This is a genomic window from Kribbella catacumbae DSM 19601 (assembly GCF_000372465.1).
GTDB classification, from domain to species: Bacteria; Actinomycetota; Actinomycetes; order Propionibacteriales; family Kribbellaceae; genus Kribbella; species Kribbella catacumbae.
In genome coordinates this window covers 31,633-44,548 of sequence record NZ_AQUZ01000014.1, presented here as the reverse complement: position 1 = coordinate 44,548, position 12,916 = coordinate 31,633, and the positions used below count along the sequence as shown (strand labels likewise).

The following is a 12,916-nucleotide window of genomic DNA, read 5'->3' as shown; positions in this document are numbered from 1 at the left end:
TATCAACCGATTTCAGCGGAGGGTTATGGAAATGTTGTCAATGAGACGGGTGCTACCCACTCGGGCAGCGATGAGCATCCGCGCCTCGCCTGGGCCGATCACCGGGCCGAGGTCGGGCGCCCGCAGCGCGAGATAGTCGATCTGCACCGACGGGACGGCCTCCAGCTCGGCGTGCGCGGCAGCCAGTACTGCGTCCGGCCCGTTCATCCCCGCCTTGGCGCCGGCGGTCAGTGCGCGGTACAGGACGAGCGCCTCGTCACGCTCGGTCTCGTCCAGGTAGCGATTGCGTGAGGACAGCGCGAGCCCATCCGGCTCGCGGACGGTCTGCACCGGCACGATGTCGACGTCCATGTCGAGATCGCAGACCATCTCCCGGATCAGCGTCAGCTGCTGATAGTCCTTCTCCCCGAACAGCGCCAGATCCGGCGAGGTCAGGTGCAGCATCTTCGACACCACCGTCAGGACGCCGGCGAAGTGCCCCGGCCGGACCATCCCCTCCAGCTCGTCGGCCAGCGGGCCGGGATGCACGGTGATGGACGGCTCGTTCGGGTAGAGCTCGTCGCGGGACGGGTTGAAGACCAGGTCGACGCCTTCGTTCTTGGCGATCGCGAGGTCGCTGGCCAGCGTGCGCGGGTAGCGGTCGAAGTCCTCGGTCGGCCCGAACTGCAAGGGATTCACGAAGATCGTCAGCACCACGCTGCCCTCCGGCCCGACGCGTTCCCGGGCCTCGGCGAGCAGTGCCGCGTGTCCCTCGTGCAGCGCGCCCATCGTCATCACGACGGCGCGTGGCCGGATCGCCGCGGCCGCCCGCAGCTCGGCCTTCGTCTGGGTGAGTCTCACCGTGGTGCCTCCCCTGTTCGATCCTGCTCAAGCACCTCTGCCTGTTGCCGCTCCAGTACCTGGTGAAACCGCTCGGCCGTACTGCGCTCCAGTCGGCCGTCCGCTGCCGCCAGGTCCACCGTCGCCCGGGCCAGCTCGGCGTACGTGCTCGCGGTGCGCCCCCGCAGTACCGCCAAGTGGGCTGCCACCGTCTCGACGTCGCCGCGCGCGATCGGCCCGGTGAGCGCATCATGACCGGACCGCAGCGTGTTGTCGAGAGTTGCGGTCAGCAAGGGTCGCAGTGTCGCCGCCGGGTCGGTGACGCCGGCTTCCCGCAGTACTGCGAACGCCTGTGCGAGCAAGGTGGTCAGGTGGTTCGCACCATGCACCAGACCCGCGTGGTACTGCGCCCGCGACTCCTCCGCGACCCACTGGAGATCAGCGCCGAGCGCCTTCACCAGCCGCTCGACGACCGGCCTGGCCTGGTCCGGCGCGGTGGCCGTGAAGGTGACGCCACTGAGGTCCGGCAGGTCGCCAGTGAAGGTCATGGGCGGGTGTAGCGCCACGGGGATCGCCACTGTCGGCTGCAGCACGGACAACCCGTGCGCGCCGGACAGGTGGACGACGTACTGCTCCGCTGTCAGCGGGAGACTCCGGGCAACCTCACCGATCGAGCCGTCCGGTACTGCGACCAGCACGATGTCGGCGCGAGCCGTGACCTCGGCAGGCGACAAGATCGGGACGTCCGGAAGGAGCCTCGCGGCGCGGTCGAGCGACCCCTGCGAGCGTGCCGTGACGCCGGTGACGGGATGTCCGGCAGACGCCAAGGCTGCTCCCAAGGCGCTACCGGCCCGGCCGGAGCCGATGATGCCGATGCGTTCCATGTCCACTCTCTGCGTTCCAGTCCTCACGCGAGGTACCAGACGGGTTGTGCGGTCCAGGACAGCGTAGTGCTGATGGGTGTGGTTGAGTCGAGTCCTTCGTCACAGGTGGGACGATGAGGCGGTGAGCGGACTAGCTGACCCCTGGCCGGTGCCGACAGGACTAACGGCGATCTTGATCGCGGTACCGGAGCTGACTGAGTTCACCGATCGATGGCGGTCGGTGTCCTACTCGCCGGCACGACCGACTGCCGCCCTGACCGAGCTGATCCCGCCGCACGTGACCGTGCTCATCCCCTGGCTGCGGGACCCCGAGCCGGAGGACGTCCAGCGGCTGGAGGACGCCGTCGCGGCCATCGAGCCCTTCGACCTGACCTTCTCCAGTGCGGGCCAGTTCCCCAACGGCACGACGTGGCTGCGGCCGGAGCCGTTCGACCAGGTCCGCGAACTGATGGCGACCGTTCTGGCGGCCTTCCCCGAGTGCCCGCCGTACGGCGGGGACCACCCCGACCCGCACCCGCATCTGACCATCTCGTCGTCGGCCCAGGGCAGCCCCGCCCTGGTCGCCGAGGCCGAGGCCGCGCTCGCGTCCGAGGAGGTCCCAGCCATCCGGCTCGACGACCTGACCATCTGGCGCGAAGCTGACGACGGCGTCTGGCAGCTGACCGGCTCGGTCCCCCTGGGCCCACAACCCGACTTGCGATGAGGTTCCGGCAGGCCTGGGACACCGCGCTCTACGGCCCGGACGGCTTCTACCGCCACGAACGTCCCGCCGCGCACTTCCGTACTTCGGTCCACGCCTCGCCGCTCTTCGCCGGTGCGGTCGCGCGCCTGGCGCAGGCGATGGATGTGTCCCGAGTGACCGACATCGCCGCTGGCGAAGGGGAACTGGGCCGCGTACTACGGCCGCTCGGGCTCGACGTCGTCGACGTTGAGCTGGACGACTCATTGCCGGCTGAGCTTGCGGGACTGGTGATCGCCAACGAGTGGCTGGACAACGTGCCCTGCGAGGTGGTCGAGCTGGACCCGGCCGGCTCGGTTCGGTACTTGCTGGCCGACCAGACGCTCGGGGATGTTGTCGAGGGCAAGGATCTTGCCTGGCTCGAGGAATGGTGGCCGTTGGCGGAGCCGGGCGACCGGGCTGAGATCGGGCTGGCCCGCGAGTCTGCGTGGGCAGGGGTCGTCGAGCGGCTGACGGACGGTGTGGCGGTCGCGATCGACTACGGGCACCTGCGCGCCGGGCGGCCGCCGTACGGGACTCTGACGGGCTTCAGGGGCGGCAGGGAGTGCGAGGTGGCGCTGGACGGCTCCTGCGACATCACCGCGCACGTTGCGCTGGATTCACTCGCCACTGCCGTCTCCGGCCAGCTCACGACGCAGCGAGAGGCTCTGCGGGCACTCGGCCTGTCCGCCGAGCGTCCTAGCCAGGAGCTCGCCCGTGCTGAGCCGCTGCGCTACCTGGCCGAGTTGTCGTCTGCCGGAGAGGCTGCCGAGCTGTTGAACCCGTCCGGGCTCGGCTCGTTCGGGTGGGTCTGGGCCGGCACCGACTCCGCAGTACGGCGTGCCTCGCGGGCCCTGTTGGCTTGAGCCTCTACCAGCGCTGCGGCCTCTGCCTGGTCGCGGTGGAGGGCGATGGCGTCGGTCGGACCCTCTGGGGTGTCTACGTGGACGTTGGCCAGGCCTAGTCGGCGCTGGAGCGGTCCCTGCTGCAGGCGGACCGACTGGGTCTTGTGGTGGAGCACGATCGACGTACGGCGGCTCACCCAGCCTCGGGTGGTCACCAGCACGTTGTCGTCGACGCCATAGGCCAGGTAGCGCCAGCCGACCGGCCGCAACCATTTCACTCGCTCCGGCGCCTGGTGCATCTCGATAGCCGACAGGTCGAAGCCGGGCAGCACTCTCGCGAGCACTCCCGCCACCTCCTGGCGCTCGCCGACCGGGAGCAGTTGGGCGCCCTCGTTCTCATCCTCGCCATCAGCCTTGGAGCCCGCGACTCCGGCGATGTCCAGGTCGACCCGGGACCAGCCGAGCAGCCGCCAGATCAACGGCTCGGTGATCAGCAGGCCCTGCACACGTCCCGGCGGCACGGTCTGCCGCTGTACGTCGAACAGCCCGCGCTTGGTCCGCAGCCCTTCGTGCGTCTCCGACAAGGTGAACCCGTGGTTGCCGACCACCTGCTTCCAGATGGGCTGCACGACACCGAGCAGCAGCGGCAAGCCGGCGAACAGACCGGTGTGGGCCTCCAGCACAGTGGTCGACACGATCAACGCGACCAGGCCACCGGCGCTCGCGAGCACTGTCGACGACAGCAACGTTGCACCGAGCAACCGGCTGGTCGGGACCACCAGCAGCGGCTCGGGCTCCACGTCCGGTGCCTGGTGCTGGACGGCGTGCTTGCCCTTGGCCCTGAGCAGCAGGGTGGCCCGTAGCCTCTGCGCTTCGTCGTACGTGAAGTAGCTCAGCCGGCCGTCGCTCTTGCCGCCGCCGGCGACGTCCATCCGCAGCTCGGCCATCCCGAACAGCCGCGCCACGAACGGCTGCGCCACGTCGATCGTTTGGATCCGGTCGAACCGGATGATCCGGGTCCGGCGGAACAGAAAGCCGCTGTCGACCCGGACCGCGTCGACGGTGAGCTGCCACTTGGTGAACCACCACGACAGCGCGCCGAGCAGGATGCCGCCGACCAGGACTCCGGCCAGGCCGAGACCGGCGATCTTCAGGTTGCTGCGCAGACCCTCGTTGTTGGCCATCGCGAACGCGGCGACGACGAAGTACCCCCAGCCCTTCACGAACGGGGTGAGTGGATGCAGCCGCGCGCCCATGACGGGCTCGGTGATCGGGGGCGCCTCGGGCGGCGCGGACGGCTCGGTCACAGGCCCCACGCCTGCGCCTGGCCGAGAGCCGACAAGCGGTCGCGCAACCGGCTCGCCTCGTCCGGATGCAGCCCGGGGATCTTGGCGTCCGTCGCCGGAGTGGCCGTGTGCAGCTCAACCGTGGCGATCCCGAACGCACGCTCCAGCGGGCCGGCCGCGACGTCGACGAACTGCATCCGGCCGTACGGGACCACGACCAGCTGGCGGAACATGATGCCGTGGCTGACCAGCAGCTCGTCCTCGCGTTCGGCGTACTTCCAGGACCGCTGGTTGCGGCCGATCAGCACCCACGCCCACAGGTAGCCGAGCGCGATGAGCACCAGCGCCAGTACGCCGTACAGCCAGTCCAGCAGCATCCCGAACGACACGAGCCCGACGATCGCCAGCACACCGAGAGCAATCGCCGTACTCACCCGCCGCACCGCCGCGAGCTTCGGCGAAACCGGCGTCCAACTGACATCGGAAGGTGCAAAGAGGTCGTCCACAGGACCAGCCTGTCACGACAGTGTGCCGTGAGCGACGTAGCTTGAGCGATGTCGGCGTCCAGGTGCGTGCATCGGTGCGTTTGAGGAGCGTCCTCGATGCGGAGCATCGTGGACGATTCTCAAAGGTGCCGAGGTGCGTGCCTGGGCGCCGACAGCGCCAAGCTACGTCGCTCACGGCACACTAAGGGTTATGAGTGTGGAACGAGTGGTGGGTATCGGGGCGGGGGCTGCTGGGCTCGATCCGGTGTTCGAGCGCGGCGGGACCGGTACGGGTTCCGAGCTGCCGACCACCGACATGGTGCTCAACATCGGCCCGCAGCACCCCGCGACGCACGGCGTACTGCGGCTGCGGCTGACCCTGGACGGCGAGCGGATCGTCGGCTGCGAGCCGATCATCGGCTACATGCACCGGGGTGCGGAGAAGCTCTTCGAGGTCCGCGACTACCGGCAGATCATCGTGCTGGCGAACCGGCACGACTGGCTGTCCGCGTTCTCCAACGAGCTCGGCGTGGTACTCGCCGTCGAACGGATGATGGGGCTGGAGGTCCCGGTCCGGGCGGTCTGGCTGCGGACCCTGCTGACCGAGCTGAACCGGATCCTCAACCACCTGATGTTCCTCGGCTCCTACCCGCTGGAGCTCGGCGCGATCACGCCGGTCTTCTACGCGTTCCGCGAGCGCGAGACGATCCAGGCGGTGATGGAGGAACTGTCCGGCGGCCGGATGCACTACATGTTCAACCGGGTCGGCGGGCTGAAGGAAGACCTCCCGTACGGCTGGCTGGACCGCGCCGGCGCCGCCTCGACCGCAGTACGGCGGCGGCTGCCCGACATCGAGAACCTTGTCCTCGGCAACGAGATCTTCCGGGCCAGGACCGTCGGCGTCGGCCGGCTGTCCCCCGAACTGATCGCGGCGTACGGCGTCTCCGGCCCGATCGCCCGAGCCTCCGGCGTCGACGCCGACCTGCGCCGCGACGAGCCCTACCTGGCCTACGAGGAACTCGCCCGCGACGGCGTACTCCGTGTCGTCACCCGCACCGACGGCGACTGCTTCTCCCGCTTCTCCGTCCTGCTCGAACAGGTGAAGGTCTCCCTCGACCTCGTCGACGCCTGCCTGGACCGCCTGCGCACCCTCCCGGCCGGCCCGGTCAACGTCCGTCTCCCCAAGATCCTCAAGGTCCCCGAAGGCCAGACCTACTGCTGGACCGAGAACCCCCTCGGCATCAACGGCTACTACCTCGTCTCCCGAGGCGACAAAACCCCCTGGCGCCTCAAACTCCGCTCAGCCAGCTTCAACAACATCTCAGTCCTCCCCGAAATGCTCCCCAACACCATCGTCGCCGACATGATCGCCATCCTCGGCAGCATGTTCTTCGTCGTAGGCGACATCGACAAATAGCCCCGGTACGACGCCCCACGCACCCCGAACCGGCACTCCTCCGTCGCGCCTCAACAACCTGCGGTGGCCGGCGAAGTCGTCAAACGCACCCCTCGTGAGCAGCAGCCGGCGTCTGTGATGCTTGCCCCCGCTCGCCCGCTCATCGCCGAGCGACCCACTGTTCGTGCAGCAGCAAGTCGGCCACTCCTAGGCGTCGACTCCATACGTCGGTGGCGTCAGATCAGCTGCAGGGTCGTCAGTTAAGAGTGAGGCCCCGCCAGCGGGCAAACGCGTCCTCGCGAGATTCACCCAAAAGCAACCAGGCCTCGTGATGGGGGTCTGCCAGGACCTCGTCGAGAGCGCGTAGACGCTTCCGGTCGCTGCCTTTGAGGGTTGCGCGCGTTGCGATCGGGTCCGTGATGAGTGAGGCGAGGAACGCCGCGTCATAGGCGTGCCGTTCGCGGTCTCGGCTGTCCGCTCGGTATGCCGCGCCCTTCAACACCAACGCGCCGAGCGGGGACGGCGCTGGTACCTCGACCGTACGGCCCGCCCTCGTGACTGAGATCGTGCCGGCGCGTTCCAGGGCCTGACGCCCGCCGTCGATTTTGATCGTGGCGCGGGGCGGGATGGTCGTGGCTTTCCACGTCGGTGGCGTGTGGTCCGGGGCAAGGATATCGACGATGGCTTGGTCGGAAGGCCGCACGAAGCGATGGAGCAGGTCTCGCTCGTTGGCCTCGAGCGGCTCGAACCCGAGCCGCAGCACAACACGAACGCACTTTCCGACCGCGCCGCTCGAGGTGAGCAGGTCGGCGAGCAGGTCAATATCACGACTCGCACGGGTTGCGACCCGGCCTGCCGCCAGACCGTGGAGCATCACCATTTGACCTCCCACAAGAACCCATCCGCTGGAACCGAGGTCGATGGCGACATCGAAGATCGCATCCCACAACGAATCCAGGTCTGGCGTCAGCGCAGGCAAGACACACTCACCCAGTTGCGGCAAGGTCGTCATCGAGACGCCGTGAGTAGACCGCCGAGCAGATCGCGGCCTGCCCGCACCGCACGCGGCTCAGTCGAGCCGAGCAGATCAGCCGCAACGACTGCCGCGGGCATCACCTCGCGGCCCTCCAGCAGCGGCAGATCCCCCTCGGGGACACGCAGCACCACGTTCGGATTCGAACTGGTCAAGTCGATGCCGTACCGAGCAACGAGGTCAGATCGCAACGAGGCACCGCAGTACAGGTCGATCTGGCCAGTACCGATCAGGTCCGCTCCGGCCGCCGCGGCCGCGCTCATCCCGGTCCGGACCACACCATCGGTCTCGACGAGCCGCTCCAGATACTCCGGCAATACGCGACCTGCCTCGACGCCCGCGCGCCGGCGCGTAGCGATCACCAGACCGTCGGCCGAGATCTCGTCCAGCTGCGCTCGCAGCCGCCACATCTCTCCTGTGCTCAGCCAATCGACTGGCAGCCCGGACAACCGCCACAGAGCCGCCCAGGCCTTCGCCGGAATCCACGGCCGCCCGCGTCCTGCGCCGCGCGCCGCGCGCAGCCGCACCGATGCCTCGTCGAGCGACCATGACCGCTCCCCCAATCGCTCCGCGGCAAGTTCACCCGCGGCGATCAGTCGCCGCACCTCCTGCGGGGAGACCTGCAGGAGGCGCGCTGCCCGCTCGACGCTCAGCGACAAGTCGACCTCTCAGCATAAATACTTCGGTACCGCATTATTTATGCGACCCTAGCATAAATACTGCGGTAGCGAACTATTTATGCGCGCAGAGATAGTCCGTCTGCCGCAGGCGCCGGCCACCGGCAGCAGACCCGCACCCGGGCGCGAGCCGCGACGCAGGAGCGGCAGGCGTGGGGGGTGGGTGGGAGCTGCGACGTAGGAGCCGCGTGGGGCGTAGTACCGGGTCAGCTGGCGGCGAGGCCGCGGAGTTTTAGGTCTACTACCGTGGGGGCGTCGGCCTGGGAGTGCTTGTCGCCGGCGGCTACGACCGTGGCGACCTCTTCGTCGATCTTGTCGAGGCGTTGGTCGATCTTGTCCAGGCGGCGTTGCATCAGGTCGACGAACTCGGCGTTCTCGACGACGCGGGCGCTGGTGATGCGGGAGTACTCCTGGGCTACCTGGGCGCGCTCGTCGCTGTGCTTCAGGCGCTCGATCAGGAGCTGGTGGCGGGTCAGGGCGGAGGCGCCGATCGCCACCGCGACGGCGGCGACGGCGGCCGCGCGGAGGATCCACTGGTTCTGCGAGAACAGCGAGATACTCACGGCCAGGCAGATCACCACGAGCAGCACGTTGGCGACCACGAGAACCGTGGCCCTGGTACGACGGCGGCTACCCCTTGACCCCATGGACCGACATGTTAGGGGGTGTCTTCGGGGTCATCGGGGATACGACACGCCCGTTCGAGGAGCAATCCGGCCGTGACGACCAGCACTGAGATCACTGCCGCAGCACCGGCTGTGATCACGCGGTTGCGTGGGCCCGAGGAACTGACCGCACCCAGGAAGGATAACGCGAACCCTGCGTAAACACCGGCACACAACGCGCCGACGAAAGCGCTCGCTTTTCCGATCATCAACAGGAAGACCGCGCGGGACGCCTCGACCCGTTCATGCCGGACCTGGATCCGCTGGTGGGTGTTCCGGGCGGCGGCGAACAGCAGCGCGGCCAGAAAGCTCCAGGCGACCAGGGTGAGCCAGGAGACCATCGGCGCGACCCCGCCGCCCGACTCGACCGCCTTGACCAGCGTCCAGCCGATCGCCGCCCCGAGGACGACGATCGCGATCAGGAGCCGGCGAGAGGTCGGCCGGACCGACCCGGGACGCGGCGGCTCCTTGCCGGCCCCTGGTGCCCGGCCCGGACCGGTACCGCCTGACACCACTACTGCAGCTCGATGGTGAGCTCGTCGACCCGCTTCACGCCGTCGGTGCCGACCTTGGCGAGCAACTCCGCGACCGGGCCCACACCAGGCAGGACCGCGTCGGGCTCGATGTCCAGCCAGGGAGCCAGCACGAAGGCGCGCTCGTGGGCCCGCGGGTGCGGCACCGTCAGCTCCTCGGACTCGATCGTCTTCTTGCCGTAGGTGATCAGGTCGACGTCGAGCGTCCGCGGCGCACCCGGCACGCTGCGCTCCCGGCCGAACGCCTGCTCGACCGCGTGCGCACGATCCAGCAGCGTGTCGACCGACAGCGTGGTGTCGGCGAGCAGCACGATGTTCAGGTACGGCCCGGACTCGTCCGGTCCGCCGATCGGCTCGGTCTCGTAGACCGGCGAAACGTCGACGACCACGACGTCGGGGGTGTCCCGCAGTGCGTCGACGCCGCCCTGCAGGTTCGCTTCCCGGTCGCCGAGATTGCTACCGAGCGACAGGATCACCTGCCGGATCGGCTTGAGGCCACCGCTGAGGGTGTCCGCGTCGATCACGTGGGGACTAGGGGTCTCAGTCACGAGGATTCTCCGGCTCTGCGCTGCACGGTCAGGACAACGTCGTCGAACGGCACCGTGATCGGCGCCGAAGGTTTGTGGATGGTTACCGCGGTTCCCGTCACCCGCCGGTCGGCGAGGCACAGATCCGCGATCCGTTGTGCCAGTGTCTCAATCAGGTCCACCGGGTCGCTCTCGATGGCCGCGTGCACCTGCTCGGCCACCAGGCCGTAGTTCACAGTGTCTGCCAGCTGGTCGGAAGCAGCCGCGGGTCTGGTGTCCAGCTCGAGCCGGACGTCCACCACGAACTCCTGCCCGTCGGCCCGCTCGTGGTCGAACACCCCGTGCCGCCCGAAACCACGGATGCCACGGATCTCGATCACGTCAGGAGGCCGGACCTCAGGGGGCAGTGCGGGACCGCTCACTCTGCCTCCTCTTGTCGACCCCCAGACGACAGTACCGGGGACGCGTGGTGGATCCACAACCGCCAGCCGGTAGTCGTCTTGCGGAAGACGTTCGTCGCCAGCGCCTTACCCCCCGCGAAACCTTCCTCCGGCGCCCCTTCGCCGGACGACAGGACATTCTCCGTACACGTGACATAGGCCACGTCTTCATCGACTCTTACCTGGACGTCGGTCAGGAAGAACTGGATGTACGGCGTATTGGCGAAGATCATCGCCCAGGCGCGCATCAGCTCGGCGTACCCGTAGATCGCCGCGTTGCCCGGATGGATGCAGACCGGATCGGGTTCCGGCAGCCAGACCGCCGCCATCAGGTCCAGGTCGCCCGCCTCGAACGCGTTGTAGAACGCGGTGTTGGCGTTCAGCACCACGGACTCCGCGGAGACACCCGCACCTCGTCGCGTACCGCCCGGCTCTTCGCTCATACCGCTCCCCACCGGCGCGCAACCCGCACCGCATCCGCACTCGGCGCCACCGCGTGGGCCCTGACACACCAGGCGCCGGCAGCGGCGGCGAGGGCGGAGACGGCCGCGCTGGCGTCGTCTCGTCGTACGGCCGGTCTCGGCTCGCCGGTCTCCTCGTCGGCGAGCAGCCTACCCAGGAACGCCTTCCGCGAGGCACCGATCAGCAAAGGCTGTCCCAGTACCGCGAACTCGCGCAGCCGCCGCAGTACCTCCCAGTTGTGTTCCGAGTTCTTGGCGAAGCCCAGTCCGGGGTCCAGCGCGACCCGGTTCAAGTCCACTCCAGCTTCACTGATCGCCTCCAGTCGCACCGCGAGCTCGGCGACCACCTCGGCCACCACATCGTCGTACTGCGCTCGCTGCTGCATGTCCGCGGAGTGCCCGCGCCAATGCATGCACACGTACGGCGTATTGCGGGCGGCCACCAGGCCGAGCATCTCCGGGTCGGCCAGCCCGCCGGAGACGTCGTTCACCATCACGGCGCCGGCGTCCAGCGCGAGGGCGGCGACGTCGGCGCGCATCGTGTCGATCGAGATCAGCGCGCCTTCGGCGGCCAGCGCCTCGATCACCGGCAGCACCCGGCGGAGCTCCTCGGCGGGCGCGGGCCGCTCGGCACCCGGCCGGGTCGACTCGCCGCCGACGTCGAGCAGGTCGGCTCCTTCGGCCAGCAACTCACGGCCGTGCTTGATCGCGGCCGACGGTTCGAACCACTCACCGCCGTCGGAAAACGAGTCCGGGGTCACGTTGACGACGCCCATCACCAGACAGCGATCCGGTGCAGGCAGGCCTTCGACATGATTCGGTGGGGCAGTTCGCACTCGACCACCGTAGTGGCCGCGCCCGAACTACCCCACCTAGGTACCAGGCCCCCATCGGCTCCGGGCTCCTGCCCGGGGCCGCTAACCCAGTACCAGCGAGGCGCCGCTAGCGGACAGCGCCTCACCGATCGGTTGTGAGTAGGACTCGTTGGCCTGTCCATGTTTGTCGAGGCACTGCCCGCTGATCAAGGCCGCGCCACTGGTGATTCCCTGCGCGTAGTCGCCGGTCATGTTGGCGCCGCCGGAGTCACCGGACTCGACGCACGCCGTGTGCTGGATGAGACCGCGGACGACCTTGTTGCCGCCGTAGTTCACGGTCACGTTGCGCGCCACGATCTTGCCGCAGGTCCAGCCGGTGCTCTTGCCGGACTTGCACAGCTCGGCCCCGACCATCGCGTCCGCGACGCCGCGGACCTGGACGTCGTTCGCACCCCAGCGCTCGACCCGGCCCTGCTGGTCCCAGCCCTCGATCACGCTGACCGTGCCGAAGTCGTTGCCGGGGAAGCTGGAGCTGCGGGTGTTGCCGATGACGTAGCCGTTGCGGGAGAAGGACGGCTTGCCCGCCGTACAGTGCCCCGCGGTGAGGAAGATCCGGCCGCCGTCGTTCGTCTGGGCGTTGAAGCCGAGTGAGCAGGTGTAGCCGGTGTTCTTGTCGACCTGGTAGCCGCCCAGCAGCCCGAACTGCTCGTCGGTGGTGGTGACGGCACCACGCGTCCGGCGCAGCGTCACCTTGCCGCCGTTGGCCTTCGCCTTGCGGAGGAACCGCTGGGTGATCGAGTCCCGGACGCCACTCGGCGCGGTGACCACGACGGTGCCGCTGATCGGGTCGACGTACCAGGACTTGACCCGGCCCGCGCTCGAACTGGTGGCCACGTCGTCGAGCTCGGCCTGCACCTTGAGCAGCTGCTCGAGGGTGTAGTCGACGAGTTTGGGGATCGCGCCGGCCTGCCGGACCAGGTCCGCGGTGGCCTGGTCGGAGACCGAGACCACCAGGTCTCCGGCGCCGTCGAGATAGCTGCCGACGACCCGGGAGCCGAGTTGGCCCTCCAGCGCCTGCGCCTGGTCCTGGACCTGCAGCAACTGCTGGTCCGCGGTAGGCAGCTTCGGAGTACCGACCGGGGCATCCGCCTGCGCGCCGTTCGCCGCGATCAGTCCGGCGGCCGTCAGTACAACGATCCCCGTAAGCGCGGCGCCGACCCGAAAACGCCCTGACATACCGTCCTCCTCACGCTGGCGCCCTGCACCCGAGTCAGAACGCCACTACGGACCGTAGGCGTTCGGACACGGAATGTCCATGGGCAACAGCTTCGG

15 protein-coding genes and 1 pseudogene are annotated in these 12,916 nt (G+C 68.6%); 3 read left to right on the top strand and 13 right to left on the bottom strand.

All coding sequences use genetic code 11. The features are described 5' to 3' along the window. Positions 1–12: 12 nt before the first annotated feature. Together panC and A3ES_RS47420 are read right to left on the bottom strand one after the other, a co-directional pair. Positions 13–840 (bottom strand): pantoate--beta-alanine ligase, encoded by an 828-nt coding sequence (panC, locus tag A3ES_RS0116540; RefSeq protein ID WP_020387953.1) that lies wholly within the window; start codon positions 838–840, stop codon positions 13–15. Continuing rightward, positions 837–1,703: a Rossmann-like and DUF2520 domain-containing protein gene (locus tag A3ES_RS47420; RefSeq protein ID WP_020387952.1), complete on the bottom strand. Its 867-nt coding sequence runs from the start codon at positions 1,701–1,703 to the stop codon at positions 837–839. Before A3ES_RS47420 ends, panC begins: the two co-directional genes overlap by 4 nt. 121 nt (positions 1,704–1,824) lie before the next feature. Between A3ES_RS47420 and A3ES_RS0116530 the strand changes: the two genes are divergently transcribed. Continuing rightward, positions 1,825–2,406 carry a 2'-5' RNA ligase family protein gene (locus tag A3ES_RS0116530; protein WP_157630561.1) on the top strand — a complete coding sequence of 194 codons (582 nt, stop codon included), beginning with the start codon at positions 1,825–1,827 and terminating at the stop codon, positions 2,404–2,406. Beyond that, a pseudogene (locus A3ES_RS55505) lies at positions 2,403–3,056 on the top strand (SAM-dependent methyltransferase); the annotation flags it as partial. The gene A3ES_RS0116530 and the pseudogene A3ES_RS55505, both read left to right, overlap by 4 nt. Before the next feature lie 98 nt (positions 3,057–3,154). On the opposite strand, the gene A3ES_RS0116520 reads toward A3ES_RS55505, so the two are convergent. Next, positions 3,155–4,573 (bottom strand): PH domain-containing protein, encoded by a 1,419-nt coding sequence (locus A3ES_RS0116520; RefSeq protein WP_020387949.1) that lies wholly within the window; start codon positions 4,571–4,573, stop codon positions 3,155–3,157. After that, a complete protein-coding gene (locus A3ES_RS0116515; RefSeq protein ID WP_020387948.1) occupies positions 4,570–5,058 on the bottom strand; it encodes a PH domain-containing protein in 489 nt (162 codons plus the stop codon). Before A3ES_RS0116515 ends, A3ES_RS0116520 begins: the two co-directional genes overlap by 4 nt. A 190-nt stretch (positions 5,059–5,248) precedes the next feature. Between A3ES_RS0116515 and A3ES_RS0116510 the strand changes: the two genes are divergently transcribed. Beyond that, positions 5,249–6,454, top strand: coding sequence for an NADH-quinone oxidoreductase subunit D (locus A3ES_RS0116510; protein WP_026162925.1), 1,206 nt, complete (start codon positions 5,249–5,251; stop codon positions 6,452–6,454). 235 nt (positions 6,455–6,689) lie between these two features. Here A3ES_RS0116510 and A3ES_RS47415 read toward each other — a convergent pair whose 3' ends face one another. From A3ES_RS47415 to A3ES_RS0116465, 9 genes are all read right to left on the bottom strand, one after another. Continuing rightward, positions 6,690–7,445: a nucleotidyl transferase AbiEii/AbiGii toxin family protein gene (locus A3ES_RS47415; protein ID WP_020387946.1), complete on the bottom strand. Its 756-nt coding sequence runs from the start codon at positions 7,443–7,445 to the stop codon at positions 6,690–6,692. After that, entirely contained in the window at positions 7,442–8,125 is a 684-nt protein-coding gene (locus A3ES_RS0116500) for a helix-turn-helix domain-containing protein (protein ID WP_020387945.1), read from the bottom strand. The genes A3ES_RS47415 and A3ES_RS0116500 overlap by 4 nt, the downstream gene beginning before the upstream one ends. Before the next feature lie 224 nt (positions 8,126–8,349). After that, complete coding sequence (locus tag A3ES_RS0116495; RefSeq protein ID WP_051084732.1) at positions 8,350–8,790, bottom strand: hypothetical protein; 441 nt, start codon at positions 8,788–8,790, stop codon at positions 8,350–8,352. An 11-nt stretch (positions 8,791–8,801) separates the two neighbouring features. Beyond that, positions 8,802–9,320 carry a DUF3180 domain-containing protein gene (locus tag A3ES_RS0116490; RefSeq protein ID WP_237744975.1) on the bottom strand — a complete coding sequence of 173 codons (519 nt, stop codon included), beginning with the start codon at positions 9,318–9,320 and terminating at the stop codon, positions 8,802–8,804. 2 nt (positions 9,321–9,322) lie between these two features. Next, on the bottom strand, positions 9,323–9,889 hold the full coding sequence (gene folK / locus A3ES_RS0116485; protein ID WP_026162924.1) for a 2-amino-4-hydroxy-6-hydroxymethyldihydropteridine diphosphokinase: 567 nt from the start codon (positions 9,887–9,889) through the stop codon (positions 9,323–9,325). Next, positions 9,886–10,290, bottom strand: a complete 405-nt coding sequence (gene folB, locus A3ES_RS0116480; protein WP_020387941.1) for a dihydroneopterin aldolase — start codon at positions 10,288–10,290, stop codon at positions 9,886–9,888. Before folB ends, folK begins: the two co-directional genes overlap by 4 nt. Next, entirely contained in the window at positions 10,287–10,751 is a 465-nt protein-coding gene (locus A3ES_RS0116475) for a nuclear transport factor 2 family protein (RefSeq protein ID WP_020387940.1), read from the bottom strand. Before A3ES_RS0116475 ends, folB begins: the two co-directional genes overlap by 4 nt. Continuing rightward, entirely contained in the window at positions 10,748–11,545 is a 798-nt protein-coding gene (folP, locus tag A3ES_RS0116470; RefSeq protein WP_020387939.1) for a dihydropteroate synthase, read from the bottom strand. Before folP ends, A3ES_RS0116475 begins: the two co-directional genes overlap by 4 nt. Before the next feature lie 141 nt (positions 11,546–11,686). After that, on the bottom strand, positions 11,687–12,820 hold the full coding sequence (locus A3ES_RS0116465) for a S1 family peptidase (protein WP_020387938.1): 1,134 nt from the start codon (positions 12,818–12,820) through the stop codon (positions 11,687–11,689). Positions 12,821–12,916: the final 96 nt, after the last annotated feature.